21 protein-coding genes are annotated in these 17,849 nt (G+C 29.1%); all 21 read left to right on the top strand.

Annotated features, from left to right (window positions below):
* The first annotated feature begins 120 nt into the window (after window positions 1–120).
* The 21 genes from BUA21_RS09270 to BUA21_RS09370 all read left to right on the top strand — a co-directional run bounded on the left by BUA21_RS09270 (window position 121) and on the right by BUA21_RS09370 (window position 17,809).
* A complete protein-coding gene (locus BUA21_RS09270) occupies window positions 121–1,311 on the top strand; it encodes an acetate/propionate family kinase (RefSeq protein WP_072744546.1) in 1,191 nt (396 codons plus the stop codon).
* A gap of 73 nt (window positions 1,312–1,384) precedes the next feature.
* The gene (locus BUA21_RS09275) at window positions 1,385–1,894 is read left to right on the top strand and encodes a YceD family protein (protein WP_072744547.1); all 510 of its coding nucleotides are present in this window, start codon (window positions 1,385–1,387) and stop codon (window positions 1,892–1,894) included.
* A gap of 18 nt (window positions 1,895–1,912) precedes the next feature.
* Window positions 1,913–2,092 carry a 50S ribosomal protein L32 gene (rpmF, locus tag BUA21_RS09280; RefSeq protein ID WP_072744548.1) on the top strand — a complete coding sequence of 60 codons (180 nt, stop codon included), beginning with the start codon at window positions 1,913–1,915 and terminating at the stop codon, window positions 2,090–2,092.
* Window positions 2,093–2,209: 117 nt separating this feature from the next.
* Window positions 2,210–3,205, top strand: a complete 996-nt coding sequence (plsX, locus tag BUA21_RS09285) for a phosphate acyltransferase PlsX (RefSeq protein WP_072744549.1) — start codon at window positions 2,210–2,212, stop codon at window positions 3,203–3,205.
* Between the two features lie 47 nt (window positions 3,206–3,252).
* Window positions 3,253–3,492 (top strand): acyl carrier protein, encoded by a 240-nt coding sequence (acpP, locus tag BUA21_RS09290; RefSeq protein ID WP_072744550.1) that lies wholly within the window; start codon window positions 3,253–3,255, stop codon window positions 3,490–3,492.
* A 74-nt stretch (window positions 3,493–3,566) separates the two neighbouring features.
* A complete protein-coding gene (rnc, locus tag BUA21_RS09295; protein WP_132995910.1) occupies window positions 3,567–4,280 on the top strand; it encodes a ribonuclease III in 714 nt (237 codons plus the stop codon).
* Window positions 4,273–5,361, top strand: coding sequence for an elongator complex protein 3 (locus BUA21_RS09300; RefSeq protein ID WP_072744552.1), 1,089 nt, complete (start codon window positions 4,273–4,275; stop codon window positions 5,359–5,361). The genes rnc and BUA21_RS09300 overlap by 8 nt, the downstream gene beginning before the upstream one ends.
* A 58-nt stretch (window positions 5,362–5,419) precedes the next feature.
* Window positions 5,420–8,998, top strand: a complete 3,579-nt coding sequence (gene smc / locus BUA21_RS09305) for a chromosome segregation protein SMC (protein WP_072744553.1) — start codon at window positions 5,420–5,422, stop codon at window positions 8,996–8,998.
* A 19-nt stretch (window positions 8,999–9,017) separates the two neighbouring features.
* Complete coding sequence (ftsY, locus tag BUA21_RS09310) at window positions 9,018–10,127, top strand: signal recognition particle-docking protein FtsY (RefSeq protein WP_072744554.1); 1,110 nt, start codon at window positions 9,018–9,020, stop codon at window positions 10,125–10,127.
* A gap of 87 nt (window positions 10,128–10,214) precedes the next feature.
* Complete coding sequence (ylxM, locus tag BUA21_RS09315; RefSeq protein ID WP_072744555.1) at window positions 10,215–10,595, top strand: YlxM family DNA-binding protein; 381 nt, start codon at window positions 10,215–10,217, stop codon at window positions 10,593–10,595.
* Window positions 10,595–11,935 (top strand): signal recognition particle protein, encoded by a 1,341-nt coding sequence (ffh, locus tag BUA21_RS09320; RefSeq protein WP_072744556.1) that lies wholly within the window; start codon window positions 10,595–10,597, stop codon window positions 11,933–11,935. The genes ylxM and ffh overlap by 1 nt, the downstream gene beginning before the upstream one ends.
* A 33-nt stretch (window positions 11,936–11,968) precedes the next feature.
* Complete coding sequence (gene rpsP, locus BUA21_RS09325; protein ID WP_072744557.1) at window positions 11,969–12,241, top strand: 30S ribosomal protein S16; 273 nt, start codon at window positions 11,969–11,971, stop codon at window positions 12,239–12,241.
* Between the two features lie 21 nt (window positions 12,242–12,262).
* A complete protein-coding gene (locus tag BUA21_RS09330) occupies window positions 12,263–12,493 on the top strand; it encodes a KH domain-containing protein (RefSeq protein ID WP_072744558.1) in 231 nt (76 codons plus the stop codon).
* Between the two features lie 46 nt (window positions 12,494–12,539).
* Window positions 12,540–13,043: a ribosome maturation factor RimM gene (gene rimM, locus BUA21_RS09335; RefSeq protein ID WP_233242585.1), complete on the top strand. Its 504-nt coding sequence runs from the start codon at window positions 12,540–12,542 to the stop codon at window positions 13,041–13,043.
* Window positions 13,040–13,777 carry a tRNA (guanosine(37)-N1)-methyltransferase TrmD gene (trmD, locus tag BUA21_RS09340; RefSeq protein WP_072744559.1) on the top strand — a complete coding sequence of 246 codons (738 nt, stop codon included), beginning with the start codon at window positions 13,040–13,042 and terminating at the stop codon, window positions 13,775–13,777. Before rimM ends, trmD begins: the two co-directional genes overlap by 4 nt.
* 103 nt (window positions 13,778–13,880) lie before the next feature.
* A complete protein-coding gene (gene rplS, locus BUA21_RS09345; protein ID WP_072744560.1) occupies window positions 13,881–14,228 on the top strand; it encodes a 50S ribosomal protein L19 in 348 nt (115 codons plus the stop codon).
* Between the two features lie 55 nt (window positions 14,229–14,283).
* Window positions 14,284–15,126 (top strand): ribosome biogenesis GTPase YlqF, encoded by an 843-nt coding sequence (gene ylqF / locus BUA21_RS09350; RefSeq protein ID WP_072744561.1) that lies wholly within the window; start codon window positions 14,284–14,286, stop codon window positions 15,124–15,126.
* Window positions 15,127–15,142: 16 nt separating this feature from the next.
* The gene (locus tag BUA21_RS09355) at window positions 15,143–15,748 is read left to right on the top strand and encodes a ribonuclease HII (protein WP_072744562.1); all 606 of its coding nucleotides are present in this window, start codon (window positions 15,143–15,145) and stop codon (window positions 15,746–15,748) included.
* Window positions 15,749–15,772: 24 nt separating this feature from the next.
* Entirely contained in the window at window positions 15,773–17,182 is a 1,410-nt protein-coding gene (locus BUA21_RS09360) for a hypothetical protein (protein WP_072744563.1), read from the top strand.
* 2 nt (window positions 17,183–17,184) lie between these two features.
* Window positions 17,185–17,463, top strand: a complete 279-nt coding sequence (locus BUA21_RS09365) for an EscU/YscU/HrcU family type III secretion system export apparatus switch protein (RefSeq protein WP_072744564.1) — start codon at window positions 17,185–17,187, stop codon at window positions 17,461–17,463.
* Entirely contained in the window at window positions 17,456–17,809 is a 354-nt protein-coding gene (locus BUA21_RS09370; RefSeq protein WP_072744565.1) for a YraN family protein, read from the top strand. The genes BUA21_RS09365 and BUA21_RS09370 overlap by 8 nt, the downstream gene beginning before the upstream one ends.
* Window positions 17,810–17,849: the final 40 nt, after the last annotated feature.

Below are 17,849 nucleotides of genomic sequence, written 5' to 3' on the forward strand. Positions count from 1 at the left end.
ATGTTATTTTTTGGGTATATTTTATTAAATTATAACACAAAATTTATATTAGTTGATTTTTTAATATAATTATAATATGATTTATAGTGATATTTAAACAAAAGAAGGAGGTATAATTAAATGAACATATTAGTCATAAATTGTGGAAGTTCTTCATTGAAATATCAGCTAATAGATATGAATGAGGAAAAAGTATTGGCAAAAGGCTTAGCTGAAAGAATAGGAATAGAAGGTTCAAGAATAAAACATAAAACCACTGGAAAAGAAGAAGTAATTATTGAAAAGCCTATGTCTAATCATAAAGTAGTTTTAGAGCTTGTATTAAATGCATTAGTTGATCCAGAACATGGTGCTATTAAGTCAATGGATGAAATAAGTGCAGTTGGTCATAGAGTTGTACATGGTGGAGAAAAATTTGCAAGTTCAGTAAAAATTGATGATAAAGTGATGAAAGCATTAAATGAATGTGTAGAGTTAGCTCCACTACATAATCCACCAAATATAATGGGAATAGAAGCTTGCAAAGAATTGATGCCAAATACTCCAATGGTTGGCGTATTTGATACAGCATTTCATCAGACAATGCCAAATTCTAATTATATTTATCCATTGCCATATGAATTATATGAAAAATATGGTATAAGAAAATACGGTTTTCATGGAACATCTCATAAATATGTTTCAAAGAGAACTGCAGAAATACTTAAGAAGGATATAAAGGATTTAAAGATAATCACATGTCATTTGGGAAATGGTGCAAGTATCTGTGCTGTTCAAAATGGACAGTCTGTTGATACAAGTATGGGCTTTACACCTCTTGAAGGCCTAGCAATGGGAACTAGAAGCGGAGATATGGATCCAGCTATAATTCCCTTTGTTATGGAAAAAGAAAAATTGTCATTGGAAGAAGTAAACAATCTCCTAAATAAAAAATCAGGAGTGTTGGGAATTTCAGGAGTAAGCAGTGATTTCAGAGATATAGAAGAAGCTGCTCAAAATGGAAACAAAAGAGCTAAACTTGCGTTAGATGTATTTGTAAATAGAGTTAAGAAATATATTGGAGCCTATATGATGTTGATGGGCGGAGTTGATGCTATAGTATTTACAGCAGGCATAGGAGAAAATTCAGTAGAAATTAGAGAAATGGTTTGTAGTGGATTAGAAGGATTAAATATAGAATTAGATGCTGAAAAAAATAAAATTAGGGGAAAAGAAGCTATAGTTAGTAAAGATTCTTCAAAAGTTAAGATATTAGTTGTACCAACCAATGAAGAATTGATGATAGCAAGAGATACCAAAGAATTAGCTTAGTTAGAATATATTTCTTGACAAATGTTCTCTACCTTTATATAATAAAACTTGTTAGATTTAAGAGGTGAAAATGATGAATATAGATCTATCAAGGTTTCTTGACCAAACTACTGCAAGCTTACATTTTGATGAGACTCTTGAACTTGATAGTATTGAAGTCAATGGAAGAAAAATAATATTTACTGAATCAATAAATGTAGTAGGAGATATATACAAAGTAGAGGGTAGTGACTATTTAAGCGGTAAAGTTCACTTTAAATATATAGAAAATTGTGCACGTTGCTTAAAAGAATTTACTCAAGAAGTAAGTACTGTTTTGTCAGGAAAACTTATAGAAAAATCGCAAACTAAAGATTTTGACGATGAAGATGAAGATGCAATCTATTATGAAGATTCAAGTATAGATTTGAGAGATTTAGTTATAAATACTATTATTTTATCTATACCTATGAAGGGACTTTGTAGTGAAGATTGCAAAGGACTATGTTCAAAATGTGGAAAGAATTTAAATGAAGGAAATTGTGATTGCGTAATAGAAGACGTTGATCCAAGACTTGCAAAATTGAAGGAATTTTTTAAGTAGGGATAAGGAGGTGTTTCCATGGCTGTACCAAAAAGAAAAGTTTCTAAAGCTAGAAGAGATAGAAGAAGAGCTTCTGCATATAGACTACAAAAAACAACAATAGTTGAATGTCCACAATGTCATGAACCTAAATTGCCTCATAGAGTTTGTAGAGCATGTGGGTATTATGACAACAAAGAAGTAATAGAAGTCGAATAATAAGTAAAAGATAGTGAATATACTCACTATCTTTTATTATTTTTAGTTGCATTTTTATTTTATGTAATATATATTTAATAAGAGTAGTGTTAATCACTTTGGCATGGGAGGATAAAAATGAAGATTGTTGTAGATAGTATGGGAGGAGACAATGGAGTTAAAGAAGTAGTTCGGGGAAGCATTGATGCAGTAAATGAATTAGGAGTAGATATAGCTTTAGTTGGTAAAAAAGATATCTTAGAAAATGAATTACATAAAAATAATTATCATGGAAATAAAATAGAAATAATTCATGCAGATGAAGTAATACAAAATGATGAGTCACCTGCTATAGCTATAAGAAAAAAGAAAAATTCTTCTATGGTAGTAGGATTAAATAGTCTAAAAGAAGGTACTGGCGATGCTTTTATATCTGCTGGAAATACGGGGGCCCTTTTAGCTGGGGGAATATTTATAGTTAAAAGAATTAAAGACATAGAGAGGGCTGCTATAGTTTCTATATATCCTACCAAAAATGGAGTTTCAATATTGTTGGATGCAGGGGCTAATGTAGATTCTAAACCTGAATATTTAGAACAATTTGCTATAATGGGTTCTGTTTATTGTGAAAAAGTATTAAGAATTGCTTCGCCCAAAGTAGGATTAGTAAATGTAGGGGCTGAAAAAGAAAAGGGAAATATTTTAGTTAAAGAAGCTTACAATTTACTTGAAAATGCAAATATTAATTTTTATGGAAATGTTGAAGCTAGAGATATACCAGAAGGTATAGTAGATGTTATAGTTTGTGATGGTTTTGTTGGTAATGTTATACTTAAGCTTACTGAAGGTTTAGGTCAATCAATTTTTTCAACTTTGAAAGAACAATTTGCCGAGAATTTTTCATCAAAACTTGGAGCATTGTTGCTAAAATCTCAGCTTAAGGAATTTAAACAGAGATTTGATTATAGAGAATATGGTGGTGCACCACTTTTAGGTTTAAAAAAACCAGTTATAAAAGCTCACGGTAGTTCTGATGCATTAGCATTTAAGAATGCTATAAGACAGGCTAAAATCATGGTTGAAGAAGATGTAATAAATAAAATAGAATTAGATATAAATAATATTGAAATATAATATTTACAAGTATAAAATAAGGATGTTATTGAAAGGAGGTGTAAGGAATGGTATTTGAAAAGTTAAAAAAAATAATATCTGAACAGTTTGATATAAATGCAAACAATATTACTATGGATTCTTCATTTCAGGACGATTTAAATGCCGATTCTTTAGATGTTGTAGAGCTTATTATGGCTATTGAAGATGAATTTGATTTAGAGGTAGAAGATGAAAGTGTTGAAAAAATTTCAACGGTAAGAGACGTAGTTGAATACATTCAAAACCATATAGGTGAAATAGATTAGACATTTGAATGGGTCTCGATATATTCGAGGCTCTAGAAATATTTTCTAGTTTTGGGGGTAGAAATTTGATAAAAATGTACGAAAGAGAGAAAAAATTGAATGAATTTGAGGAAAAAATAAATTATAGATTTAATGATATAGGATTGCTAAGTAAAGCATTGACTCATAGTTCGTATGCTAATGAACATAAAAAGTCACATATTGTATACAATGAAAGATTAGAGTTTTTAGGAGATTCTGTATTGAGTCTTGTAGTTAGTGATTATATCTATAAAAAATATCCACATTACCCAGAAGGGGATTTAACTAAGTTGAGAGCTACAGTAGTATGTGAACCTGCCCTAGCATTTATAGCTAAAAGGATTAACTTAGGGGATTACTTACTGCTAGGAAAGGGTGAAGAAATTACCGGGGGAAGAGAAAGAGATTCTATTTTAGCAGACTCATTAGAGGCAATTATAGGAGCAGTATACTTGGATCAAGGTTTTAAAAGTGTGAAGAATTTTGTTATTAATCTTATAGAGAGAGAGATTATAAAGGCTTCTAAAGAGGAAGATATATTTATAGATTATAAGACTAAACTTCAAGAAATACTTCAAAAAAACATGAAATCCAAAATTGAGTATAAACTTGAAAAAGAAGAAGGGCCAGATCATGATAAAAAATTTTATATTGTAGCAGTTATAGATGATAGAGTTTATGGAAGCGGGTTAGGAAAAAGCAAAAAAGAAGCAGAACAAATGGCTGCTAAAGAAGCGTTAAATAGGATAGGTGTTCAATATGAGTAAAGATTATTATATAATACCAATATTTGTTCCTCATTTAGGTTGTCCACATGACTGCGTGTTTTGCAATCAGAAGAGGATTACAGGTAAAAGTACAGATATGACTAAAGAAAAAGCGGACAATATAATAAGTGAGCATTTAAAAACTATACCTAAAATGGATAGACAATTGGAAATTGCTTTTTATGGAGGAAGTTTTACGGCAATCTCATATGATTCTCAAAGAGAACTGTTAGATGTAGCATATAAATACAAGAAAAAAGGAATTGTAAATAGAATAAGATTGTCTACTAGACCAGATTATATTGATGAAAGAGAACTTCTTCTTTTAAAGGAATATGGAGTAGATATAATAGAATTAGGAGTCCAGTCTTTAGACGAAGAAGTTTTGTTTCATAGTGGAAGAGGGCATGGAAGTGAAGCTGTTTATAGTGCTTCTAAATTGATAAAAGAATATGGTTTTGGTCTAGGATTACAGATGATGATAGGATTGCCAGGAGATAATAGAGAAAAATCATTGTTTACAGCTAAAGAAATAGTAAAAATGGATCCTATATGTGTCAGAATTTATCCTACGCTGGTTATTGTTGATACTTATTTAGAAAAGATGTATTTGGGTGATAAATATAAACCATTATCTCTAGAAGAAGCAGTGGATATTTCAACGGACTTATTGATGATTTTTACTTATAGTAATATTGATGTTATAAGAATAGGGCTTCAACCTACGGATAATATAACATTGGGGAAAGATGTTATAGCAGGGCCTTTTCATCCAGCGTTTAGGCAATTGGTAGAATCTAATATATATAAGATTATATTAGAAGAATATTTTAATCAAGAAAATCTCTATGATATAGATGAATTAATCTTTGAGGTCAATAAGAAAGATATTTCTAATTTAGCAGGACAGAATTCCAACAATATAAATTATTTAAAAGAAAAATATAAAATAAAGAAAATAACAATTTATGGCAAAGATATTTCAAATAAAAATTTATTTATCAAAAGTAGTGATTTTTATGATAAAATAAATAAAATGGAATTTATACAAAAATATTTGATATCTAATAAATTGATATAAATAAGATGGGTTTCCACTATGGAAACCTTTTTGGATAAAGTATGAAGAGGTGTTTGTATTGCATTTAAAAAAACTGGAGATACAAGGATTTAAGTCTTTTGCTGATAAAACAGAGATAGAATTTAAAAATGGAATAACAGGAATAGTAGGCCCAAATGGAAGTGGCAAGAGCAATATTTCTGATGCTATACGATGGGTATTAGGTGAACAAAGTATAAAGACTCTCCGTGGCAATAAAATGGAGGATGTTATTTTTTCAGGAACTGACAAGAGAAGACCTTTGGGTTTTTCTGAAGTAACTATAATATTTGATAATAAAGATGAGATTATACCTATAGATTATTCTGAAGTATCAGTTACTAGGCGAATGTTTAGATCAGGTGAAAGCGAGTACTATATAAACAAAAATTCTTGTAGGTTAAAAGATATAAAAGAGTTATTTATGGATACGGGAGTAGGAAAAGATGGCTATTCAATTATTGGACAAGGCAGAGTAGATGAAATACTTAGTACAAAATCAGAAGATAGAAGAAACATTTTTGAAGAAGCCGCTGGAATAGTCAAATATAAAGCTAAAAAAGAAGAAGGAGAAAAAAAGCTTGAGAAAACCGAAGAGAATTTATTGAGAATTAATGATATATTATTTGAATTAGAAGGACAGATAGATCCTTTAAGAGAGCAATCAAATATAGCCAAAGAATATTTAAAAAAAGCCAATCAGCTTAAGATTTTAGAAGTCAACTTATTCATAAATGAGATAGACAGATTAAAGCAAGAGTTAATAAATATAGAAAAACAAAAGAAAGACTTAAATCAACAAGTAAATGCCTATACAGAAGAAAAAGAGAAAATTGAAAACAGGTATTTTTCAATTAAAAGTCAAATAGATGATATGGATAAGTCTATTGATGAGTTTCAAAATAAGAAATATTCAATTCAGAGCAATATAGATAAAAAAGAACATCAATTGATATTATATGATGAGAATGAAAAGTTTTATAAAAAAGAAAAGGAACGATTAAAAAAAGGGAAAACTGAAAATTTAAAATTAAGAGAAGAACTTTTAAAAGAAAAAAGAAATCTAATAGATGAAATAGAGACAAAAAAAAGAGAATTGTCTCTATTAAATAATAGATTTTTAGAGGAGAGTGAGATTTTAAAAAAGTTAATTAGCCAAATAGAAACAAAAGAAAAAGATATTGATAAAGAAAAAGACAATATTGTTGAAGCTTATAATTCACTTTCTGATAAAAAAAATAAGGCCAATAGTTTGGAAATCTTCAAAGAAAGTATAAGAAAACGAATAGATGAATTAGATAGAGAAATAAATGCTCTATCAAAAGAAAAAGATGAAATGGAATCTATTGCAAATAAATTGAATATAGAAAAAGAAAAAAAAGAAGAAGAATTGAAAGTTATTTTAAATGATAAAAAAAAGTATCAAGAAAAAGAAGAATACTTAAAAGAAGAATATGAGGTACTATTTAAGAAAATCAATGAAGATAAGAGTTTGTTGCAGGGGAAAATATCAAATCATAACTTATTAAAAAATATGGAAGAAGATTATGAAGGGTACTATAAAAGTGTAAGAAGCCTTTTATTGTCAACAAAAAAAGAGCCTAGATTAGAAAATGGAATAGTTGGTGTAATAGGGGAGTTATTAAAGGTAGATGAAGAATATGAAAAGGCTATAGAAGTGGCCTTGGGTTCTAGTTTACAAAATATAGTTACTAATACTGAAGGAGATGCAAAATTTGCTATTGAGTATCTTAGAAAAAATAATTTAGGTAGAGTTACGTTTTTACCTCTATCTGCAGTTAAGGGCAAAAGGCTAAATATAAATATGGAAGAAGTAAAGCAACAAGGTGGAATAGGAATTGGGTCAGATTTGATAAAATATGATGAAAAGTATAGCGGTATTTTTGATTATTTATTAGGAAGAACATTGGTTGTTAAAGATATAGATTGTGGAATAAAATTATCTAAAAAACATGGATATTCGTTTAGAATTGTTACATTAGATGGAGATGTTTTAAATCCAGGTGGTTCTATAACTGGAGGTAGTATGTCAAAAAATAGCACAAATATATTGAATAGAAAAAACAGAATGACAAGTTTATCTGAAGAAATTCAGACTATTAGAAGTGAATTGAATTTCAATGAAGGAAAAGCAGATAAAATGAAAACAGAACTATATAATATATCTAATTTTATTAAGGGAAAAGATGAAAAAATTCAATCTATGAATATAGAAATAATACAACTTGAGAACAATGGAGATCAAATATTATCAGATATGAAAAAAAATGAGTATAGAATAGAAAAATGTTTAGTTGAAATACAAAATTTAAATAAAGAAATTGGAGATATTAATTCTCAAGTTAGCTCTTTAGAAGATGATATTGTACAATTAGAAAAAGGCAGGGATTTAGTAAAAGACAGTATAAAAGAGATGGTAGAGAATTTTGAAAGACAAAAAAATTTAAGACAAGAAAAGACAGATAAGATAACTGAACTTAAAATTCAAATTAATTCTATAGATAATACAGTAGCATCTTCCAAAGAACGGTTATTATATATAGATAGAGAATGCTCAGATATCTTAAATACTTTGAATGAAATAGATATGGAATATGATGAAAATTGTGTTAAAATACAAGAAGTTAATAAATTTAGGCAAGAAATTTGTGAAGATATAGATGCCAATCGAAAACTCCTAGAAGAATGTATACTCAATTTAAATAAATTGAAAGAAAACAAAAAAGTATTTATGGAAAATTTCACAGATGAACAAGAAAAATTAAAAGGAATGGACGAAAAGATAAATTTACTTGAAAAAAATATAAATAATTTAGATGTAAAATATGCTAAATATAGTGTTCAGATCGAAAACTATAATTCTAGATTAGAAGAAGAATATGAATTAAATTATGAAGAAGCTCTAGGACTAAAAATCGAAATTAAAAACTTTAAAGAAGTCGAAGGAGAAGTAAGGATACTAAAAAATGATATTAAAAATTTAGGTACTGTAAATTTAGGTTCTATAGAAGAATATAAAAAGGTAAAGGAAAGATTTGAATTTATTAATACTCAAAAGGATGATTTACTTTCTGCCAAAAAATCTCTAAAAGAAGTAATTAAAGACATGGAAAGTAAGATGGAAAAGCAATTTTTAGAAAACTTTAGTTTGATAAGAGAAAATTTTCAACTGGTTTTTAAAGAACTCTTTGGTGGAGGAAAAGCTGATGTATATTTGGTAGATGAAGAAAATGTTCTTGAAAGTGGAATAGAAATAATTGCACAGCCACCAGGGAAAAAACTTCAAAGTCTTTCTCTTTTATCAGGTGGAGAAAAGTCCCTTACAGCTGTAGCTCTTTTGTTTGCAATATTAAAAACTAAACCTACACCATTTTGTATACTCGATGAAATAGATGCAGCATTGGATGAAGCAAATATTACAAGATATACCTTGTATTTAAAGAGTTTTTCAGAAAATACTCAATTTATAATGATAACTCATAGAAAGGGAACTATGGAAATTGCTGATACATTGTATGGTGTAACTATGGAAGAAGAAGGAATAAGTAGATTGGTTTCAGTAAAACTTTCTGACAAAATGAAAGAAAAAGCTAGCTAGGAGATGAGGAGGAAAAGATATGGCGAAATTTTTTGATATATTCAAAAAAAAGAAAAAAGAAGATATTGAAGAAGAGATAAATGAACAAGAGGAAGAAGTATATGAAGAAATTGATGTAGTTGAAGATGAAATTGCTGAGGGCGAAGAAATTGGAAAAGCAAATGAAGATGTTCTAAAAGATGATGATTTGATGGAACAAGAGGATTCAGAAGAAAAAGTGGATTTTTTTACTAAATTGAAACAGGGATTAGCCAAGACTAGAAAGGGAATGACAGATAAAATTGACAGTATGTTAAAATCTTATGGGAAAATTGATGAGGAACTATTTGATGAATTAGAAGAAATACTTATTACATCAGATGTAGGTGTAGAAACTACTATGGAGATAATAGATAATTTAAAGACTAATGTAAAGGAAAATAAAATAAAGGATCCAATTGATGTGAAAAAATATCTTAAGCAAGAAATAAAGGATACACTAAATAAGGTGGATGTAGATAGAAAATTAAAAATAGAACCATCACCAGCAATCATGCTTGTTGTAGGAGTAAATGGTGTAGGAAAGACGACTACTATAGGAAAAATGGCTTGCAATTTAAGAAAAGATGGAAAAAAAGTATTAATAGCTGCAGGAGACACTTTTAGAGCAGCTGCAATTGAACAATTAGAGGAGTGGGCAAATAGAGCTAATGTTGATATAGTAGCTCATAGTGAAGGTTCAGATCCAGCTGCAGTGATTTATGATGGCATTCAAGCAGCTAAAGCTAGAAAGTGTGATGTTTTGATATGCGATACAGCTGGTAGATTGCATAATAAGAAAAATTTGATGAATGAATTAAATAAAATTTTCAGAGTGGTTGAAAAAGAATATCCGGAAGCAACAAAAGAAGTATTGTTAGTAGTTGACGCAACTACAGGGCAAAATGCTATACTCCAAGCAAAAGTATTTAAAGAAGTCTGTGACATTACTGGAATAGTGCTTACAAAACTTGATGGTACTGCAAAGGGAGGAGTTGTTATAGCTCTACAATCAGAACTGAATGTTCCAGTTAAATTAGTTGGAGTAGGTGAAGGTATAGATGATCTACAAAACTTTGATCCAGAAAGTTTTGTAGAAGCTATTATTTAAAAAAGCGTTGACAAAATGAGAGATATATAATAAAATATCACTGTCAAGTTTATTACTTGACAGTGATATTTTATGTAAGGTGATGCTATGGTAGAGAAAATAGTTGAGATTGGAATATTATTTGATTTTTATGGGAAACTTTTAAGCAAAAGTCAATATCAAATTATTGAATTTTATTATATTCATGATTTATCGCTAGGAGAAATTGCGGAGGAATTGGGTATTAGTAGACAAGGTGTATATGATACATTGAAAAGGGCCGAAAATAAACTATATGAATATGAAGAGACATTAGGACTAGTTAAAAAATTTGATTTTACCAAAGAAAAGATAAAAATCATACTTAAATATTCAAATGAGATTGAAAAAAGTGCAGAAAATTTAAAACATGAATACACAAAAGAACAAGCTAAAAATATTAAAAAAATTGCTTTGGAAATATTAGAAAATGACCAGGAGGGTATGTGATGGTATTTGAAAGTTTATCAGAAAAACTTCAAAATGCTCTTGGAAAATTAAAAGGCAAGGGGAAACTTACTGAAAAAGATGTAGATATTGCTATGAGAGAAGTCAAATTAGCACTTCTAGAAGCAGATGTCAATTTTAAGGTAGTAAAAAAATTCATAAATGATGTAAAAGAAAGAGCAGTGGGTTCAGAGGTGATGGAGAGTTTGACTCCCGGACAGCAAGTGATAAAGATTGTAAATGAAGAATTGACAAAGTTGATGGGAGAGAGTGAAAGTAAGCTTGAATTTTCTTCAAATCCGCCAACGGTAATACTTATGTGTGGGCTTCAAGGAGCAGGTAAAACTACCACTGCAGGGAAATTGGCATTACTTCTTAAAAAACAAAATAAAAGGCCGTTATTGGTGGCTTGTGATGTATACAGACCAGCAGCTATTAAGCAGCTAGAGGTTGTTGGAGAGAGAGTAAGTGTACCGGTATTTACCATGGGAGATAAAAACGACCCTGTAGATATTGCCAAAGCTGGAGTAGAGCATGGAAAGAAAAATGGAAATGATATTGTTATAATAGATACTGCAGGTAGACTTCACATAGATGAAAATTTGATGGAAGAACTCCAAAATATTAAAGAAGCAGTAAATCCAAGAGAAATATTATTAGTAGTGGACTCAATGACAGGACAAGATGCTGTAACTGTAGCAGAGACTTTTAATGAAAAACTAGATATTACTGGGGTTGTTTTGACCAAGTTAGATGGAGATGCTCGTGGTGGAGCGGCACTATCTATAAGGGCAGTTACTGAAAAACCAATTAAATTTGCTGGTATGGGAGAAAAAATGGAACAATTGGAGCCTTTCCATCCCGATAGAATGGCGTCAAGAATTCTTGGTATGGGAGATGTACTAAGTCTTATAGAGAAGGCCCAAGAATCTTTTGATGCTAAAAAGGCTCAAGAACTTGAAAAGAGAATCAGAAATCAGCAATTTACCTTTGATGATTTTTTAGATCAATTAGAACAGATGAAAAATTTGGGACCATTAGATGAAGTAATTGGTATGATACCAGGTGTCAATACTAAAAAGTTAAAAGATTTGAATGTAGATGAAAAAGAGTTGGATAGGATACAGGCCATTATTCAGTCTATGACTCCAAAAGAAAGAGAGGATCCATCCATAATCGATAGTAGTAGAAGAAAGAGAATAGCTAATGGTAGTGGTACATCAGTTCAAGAAGTAAATAAACTATTAAAACAATTTAAAGAGACAAAAAAAATGATGAAAAAATTTACCGATATGGAAAAGACAATCAAGAAAAAAGGGAAATTTGGTTTCCCATTTTTTTAATAGATGATATTCAAATTTAAAGGAGGTGAGAAAATGGCAGTTAAGATTAGACTAAGAAGAATGGGTGCAAAGAAAAATCCTTTTTATAGAATTGTAGTTGCTGATTCCCGTTCTCCAAGGAATGGAAGATTCATAGAAGAAATAGGATATTATAATCCTTTAACAGAACCTAAAATTGTAAAGGTTGACGATGAAAAAGCTATGAATTGGTTAAATAATGGTGCTAAACCTACAGATACAGTTGAAAGACTTTTTAGGGAAGCTGGAATTTATGAAAAATTAAATGAAAATAAAAGCCAAGAATAATTCCTTTAGGGGGTGAAATGAGTGGGAGAGTTAGTAGAAATGATTGCTAAAGCTCTTGTAGATGATCCAAATGCAGTTGAAGTCAATGAGGTTGAAGGTACTCAGTCAGTAATTATTGAACTAAAAGTAGCCCCAGATGACATGGGGAAAATAATTGGTAAGCAAGGAAGAATAGCAAAAGCTATTAGAACAGTGGTTAAAGCAGCTGCTATAAAGGAGAACAAGAGAGTAGTTGTAGAGATTATTCAGTAAGGGATTAGAAAGCTAATCCCTTTTCTACTATATGGTAGGTGAAATTATGGATTTTATACAAGTTGGGAAAATTACAAACACTCATGGAATTAAGGGAGAGATTAAGGTTTATCCTCTAACTGATGATATAAATCGATTTGAAAAGCTTAAAAATTTATATATAGGGGATAAAAAGGTAAAAGTTACTATTGAAAAAACGTGGTATCAAAAAAATTTGGTGATACTAAAGTTTAAAGAGTACAATAATATAAATGAAGTTGAAGTATATAAAAATGAATATTTATATATAGACGAAAAAGACAAAATATCACTTCCAGATGATACTTATTTTATATTTGATATTATTGGCTGCAAAGTAATTGATACCAATAACAATGAAATAGGAATAGTTACTGAAGTTTTGACTAATATAAGCAATGATGTATATGTAGTAAAAGATTTGCATTCCCATAAAGAACATTTAATACCTGCAGTAAAGCAATTTGTAAAAAAAATAAGTATAGAAGAAAAAAAGATAGTTATAGAGCCTATTGAAGGGTTGATAGAATGAAAATAGATATTTTGACATTGTTCCCTGAAATATTTGAGAAAATTTTCAAATGGAGCATTATAGGGAGAGCAGTGAATAAAAATTTGGTTGAACTCAAGTCTACCAATATAAGAGACTTTTCTAAAGATAAGCATAGAAAAGTTGATGGCTATCCCTTTGGTGGAGGTCCAGGCATGGTTATGAGACCTGAACCAATATATGAAGCTATAGAAAGTGTTAAAGAAAATGATTCTGTAGTGATATATCTTTCGCCAAAAGGAAAGGTTTACAATCAGGAAATGGCTAATAGATTGTCCAAAGAAAAACATTTAATTTTACTTTGTGGTCATTATGAAGGTATAGATAATCGCATAATAGATAACTATATAGATGAGGAAATATCAATAGGAGATTTTGTATTGACAGGTGGCGAAATTCCAGCCATGCTTCTAGTGGATTCTATAGTTAGGCTTATTCCTGGGGTGCTAGGTAGCGAAGAGTCATTTATGGAAGAATCGCATTATGATGGATTGCTAGAATACCCTCAGTATACTAGACCTAGAGAATTTAGAGATTTTTCTGTGCCCTCAATACTTTTATCTGGAGATCATGAAAAAATTGATAAATGGAGAAGATATGAGTCTCTAAAAGCCACGTATTTAAATAGAAAAGATTTATTAAAAAAAAGAGAACTTACATCTGAAGAAAAAGAAATGATAGAAAAAATTATTGAAGAATATAAAAATAATATTTAGTTGTAATTTTACAATACATGTGCTATAATACACAAGGTAATGGTATAAGGGACGGTCCTCTGTCGAAAGGATAAGAACGTCTAGGGAGAAGGGAGGTTTAGGCATGGATATTATTAAAATGATTGAAGATGAACAAATCAAGAAAGACATACCCGAATTTAACGTAGGTGATACAGTTCAAGTTCACTACAAGGTCAAAGAAGGAACACGTGAGAGAATTCAGGTATTTGAAGGAACTGTTATAAAAAGACAAGGTGGAGGCGCTAGAGAAACTTTCACAGTTAGAAGGCTTTCTTATGGTGTTGGAGTAGAAAGAACATTTCCTCTACATTCTCCAAGAATTGAAAAGCTTGTTGTAACAAGAAAAGGTAAAGTAAGAAGAGCAAAATTGTATTATTTAAGAGGAAGACAAGGAAAAGCAGCTAAAGTTAAAGAGAAGACAAACTATTAATATATTGGGACTAGACAAGTCCCAATATTTATTTATATAATAGGCTGGTGATATAATGAATATAAATTGGTACCCAGGTCATATGAAAAAAACTAAAGAATCTATAAAGAAAAATCTACAATTAGTAGATATTATATATGAATTACTAGATGCTAGAATACCAATAAGTAGTGAAAATCCGGATATTGATAGCATTGTAGGGGATAAACCAAGGATAGTCATATTGAATAAATCGGACTTGAGCAGTCATGAAGGAAATATGAAGTGGCAGCAATATTATCAGAATAAAGGTATATCCTCAGTACTAGTAGATTCATTAAATAATAGAGGCCTCAATGAAGTCATTAATATTTCCAATGAACTCATGAAAGAAAAAAAGCTTAAATTAGAGAAAAAAGGTATCAAAAATAAACCTATTAGAGCCATGATAGTTGGTATTCCTAATGTAGGAAAATCTACATTGATAAATAGTTTATCAGGTAGAAAAGGAGCAAAAACTGGAAATAGACCTGGGATTACAAAAGGTAATCAATGGATTAAACTTAAAGGAAATTTAGAATTATTAGATACTCCGGGTATACTGTGGCCTAAATTTGAGGATGAAAGCGTAGGCCTTAATTTGGCTTTTACTGGAGCTATAAAAGATGAACTGTTAGATATAGAAAGTTTAGCATTTAAACTAGTTGAAAGATTAGTTGAAACTTATCCTCAATTTTTAGAAGATAGATATAATATAAATGTCCATGAAAAAACAACATATGAAATAGTGGAAAATATTGCTCAAAATAGAGGATGCATAGGAAAAGGACAAGAAATTGACTTTACAAAGGTTAGCAATATTATTATAGATGATTTTAGGAAAGGTAGAATTGGAAGAATAACACTTGAATTGCCTTAATTTTGGAGGAATATATATGTTTGAAATAGAAAATGAATTTTGGAGCAAGGGATATAATTATATTGCTTGTATTGATGAAGTGGGAAGAGGATCATTAGCAGGTGATGTGCTGGCATGTGCTATTATTATGTCTAAAGATGCATTCATACAAGGAGTTAAAGATTCAAAAAAGCTTTCTCCCAAAAAAAGAGAAAAGTTATATGATGAAATATTAGAATTTACGTATGCTGTAGGCATAGGACGGGTAGATCCTAATACCATAGATCAAATAAATATCAAGGAAAGTACTAGACTTGCTATGAAGAAAGCAGTACTTAATTTAAAAGATAAAAATGGGAATACTGTTATACCTGATTATATTTTAATAGATGCTGAAGAGGTTTATTTAGATATACCACAGACAAGCATAATAAAGGGGGATGAAAAATGTTTTGGAATCTCTTGTGTTTCTATTATAGCTAAGGTTTATAGGGATAGACTATGCAATATTTGGGGAAAAGAGTATGAAGGATATTTTATTGAAAAAAATAAGGGATATGGGACAAAAGAACATAGAGAAGCTATAAAAAAGCTTGGTCCTTCCCCAATACACAGGTTAACTTTTTTGAAAAATATTATTTAGTGATATAATATCAAGGTGAAGTAAATGAGAATAGATAATTTTTATTCACTGAAAAATTTCATATTTGAACTGAACAATAGTATATTAAAAGAGGGAAGTATTGTAAATGGAGAAATAATTGATATACTAGATGAATATGTAATTTTAGATATTGAAGATATTGGCTTGATTAGAGCTGAAAATAGATTAGATGTTTCTGACTTAAAAGGAGAAAATATAAGTTTTATTGTAAAATCTACAAAAAACGGTAAAATAGAGCTTGTACCTTCATTAGATGAAAGTGCCCAGAAAGTAGTTTCAAATAAAAATCATTTTTATAAAAATGATAATATTAAAGAAGAAGTGATAAATAGAATATTAAAAGAATACGGAATGTTAGAAGATGATACTACAAGAGAATTGGTAGAGACACTGTTTGAATATAATGTTCCTATAAATAGGGAGATTATAAATAGGGAAATAAAAATTATAGACAAGCTTGAAAATATTTTTAACAAGAACCTAAATGAAAAGATAATACTTTTTAATGATAGTCTAGATCCTTTAAAAGAGGATGTTAAAAATTTCATAATAGTAGGGAAAGACGAATATCCTGAAAAGAATAATTTGAACTTTATATATGATGAAATAAGAAATTTAATGCCTAATGATAAAGTATCCAGTGAGTTTATAAAAATCATAACTTTTTTAGTAAAAAATCAAATAGATGTATCAGTTAATAATTTAAAAAATTTAAATGATATCATGGAAAATAAAGAGCTTATACCTGAAAAGCTTTTAAATATAGTTAATATCATTGAAGTAAAAGATGGGGAAAATGTTTATGAAAAACATGATATGCAAAAAGTATTTCATAATGGGAAAATAAACATTAATTTTTCTAAAGAAGATGCTGTAGCTATTAAAGATTATTATAATGATTTGGGAAATGAAATAAAAAAAATAAAAAATATTTTAGAAAATAATATTATTAAAGAAAGTTCCAATATAGACAAAAATATTGAGAAAAATATAAAAGAATTGGAATATAAAATAGATTTTCTAAATGAAATAAATAAAAAAATGACTTTTGTCTATATACCTATAGAAATAAAAAATTTTAAAGAAGAAAGTTCTATTACTATGTTAAAGAAGAAAAAAGAAAGTTTTACTGGGAAAGATAAAGTAAATCTTTTTATAAATTTAAATATGAAGTATTTAGGTAATGTTAGAGTATATTGCGAAGTATTTGATGATTTGATAAATTTGAATTTTAGTTTGGATAATGACAATGTTCATTTATTTAAATCTAATGAGGAGTATTTGACCTATAAATTAAATGAAAAAGGGTATAGATTAAATTCTATAAACTATGTATTAGATGAAAAATTTAACCTTATTGATACCTTAATTGAAAATCATGAACCTCATTATTTTTTAGATGTGAAGGTGTAATTATGGGTAATGATAAAAAAAAGAAGGCAGTTGCATTAAAATATACAAAAGAATCTGTAGCTCCAACAGTGATAGCAAAAGGTGAAGGGTATATTGCAGAAAAAATCATAGAAAAGGGAAAAGAAGAGAATATAAATATTTATGAAGATGAAAATGTCATAGATGATTTAATTAAATTAAATATTGGACAAGAAATTCCACCTGAATTGTATGAAGTAGTTGCAGAAATAATTGCATTTGTTTATTATTTAGATAAGAAAAAAGGTGATGTAGATGAATAATAATATAGAAAAAGGGATTATAGGAGAGGAAATAGCTTGCAAATACTTGATGTCTAAGGATTATATTATATTAGAAAGAAATTATAGAAATAAAATGGGCGAAATTGATATAATTGCTAAAAACGGAGAATTGATAGTGTTTGTAGAAGTAAAAACTAGAACAAGTACCAATTATGGTTATGCTTATGAAGCAGTAAATAAAAAGAAACAAACGAAGATTATTAATACTGCATTGTGTTATATAAAGCAATATAATTTAAAAAACTTTCAATTTAGATTTGATATAATAGAAATTTATCTGGGAAAAGAGAATAAAATAAATCATTTTGAGGATGCTTTTGTTTAATTGGGAAAGAGGTTTAGTCTGTTTTTAATATATTGAATAT

This window comes from Sporanaerobacter acetigenes DSM 13106 (genome assembly GCF_900130025.1).
Classification (GTDB): Bacteria; Bacillota; Clostridia; order Tissierellales; family Sporanaerobacteraceae; genus Sporanaerobacter; species Sporanaerobacter acetigenes.

Bases quoted from the DNA above. Each gene is read 5' to 3' on its own strand.
- BUA21_RS09270 (WP_072744546.1), top strand. From the start codon at position 121: ATGAACATATTAGTCATAAATTGTGGAAGTTCTTCATTGAAATATCAG.
- BUA21_RS09275 (WP_072744547.1), top strand. From the start codon at position 1,385: ATGAATATAGATCTATCAAGGTTTCTTGACCAAACTACTGCAAGCTTA.
- rpmF (WP_072744548.1), top strand. From the start codon at position 1,913: ATGGCTGTACCAAAAAGAAAAGTTTCTAAAGCTAGAAGAGATAGAAGA.
- plsX (WP_072744549.1), top strand. From the start codon at position 2,210: ATGAAGATTGTTGTAGATAGTATGGGAGGAGACAATGGAGTTAAAGAA.
- acpP (WP_072744550.1), top strand. From the start codon at position 3,253: ATGGTATTTGAAAAGTTAAAAAAAATAATATCTGAACAGTTTGATATA.
- rnc (WP_132995910.1), top strand. From the start codon at position 3,567: ATGTACGAAAGAGAGAAAAAATTGAATGAATTTGAGGAAAAAATAAAT.
- BUA21_RS09300 (WP_072744552.1), top strand. From the start codon at position 4,273: ATGAGTAAAGATTATTATATAATACCAATATTTGTTCCTCATTTAGGT.
- ftsY (WP_072744554.1), top strand. From the start codon at position 9,018: ATGGCGAAATTTTTTGATATATTCAAAAAAAAGAAAAAAGAAGATATT.
- ylxM (WP_072744555.1), top strand. From the start codon at position 10,215: ATGGTAGAGAAAATAGTTGAGATTGGAATATTATTTGATTTTTATGGG.
- ffh (WP_072744556.1), top strand. From the start codon at position 10,595: ATGGTATTTGAAAGTTTATCAGAAAAACTTCAAAATGCTCTTGGAAAA.
- rpsP (WP_072744557.1), top strand. From the start codon at position 11,969: ATGGCAGTTAAGATTAGACTAAGAAGAATGGGTGCAAAGAAAAATCCT.
- rimM (WP_233242585.1), top strand. From the start codon at position 12,540: ATGGATTTTATACAAGTTGGGAAAATTACAAACACTCATGGAATTAAG.
- trmD (WP_072744559.1), top strand. From the start codon at position 13,040: ATGAAAATAGATATTTTGACATTGTTCCCTGAAATATTTGAGAAAATT.
- rplS (WP_072744560.1), top strand. From the start codon at position 13,881: ATGGATATTATTAAAATGATTGAAGATGAACAAATCAAGAAAGACATA.
- ylqF (WP_072744561.1), top strand. From the start codon at position 14,284: ATGAATATAAATTGGTACCCAGGTCATATGAAAAAAACTAAAGAATCT.
- BUA21_RS09355 (WP_072744562.1), top strand. From the start codon at position 15,143: ATGTTTGAAATAGAAAATGAATTTTGGAGCAAGGGATATAATTATATT.
- BUA21_RS09360 (WP_072744563.1), top strand. From the start codon at position 15,773: ATGAGAATAGATAATTTTTATTCACTGAAAAATTTCATATTTGAACTG.
- BUA21_RS09365 (WP_072744564.1), top strand. From the start codon at position 17,185: ATGGGTAATGATAAAAAAAAGAAGGCAGTTGCATTAAAATATACAAAA.
- BUA21_RS09370 (WP_072744565.1), top strand. From the start codon at position 17,456: ATGAATAATAATATAGAAAAAGGGATTATAGGAGAGGAAATAGCTTGC.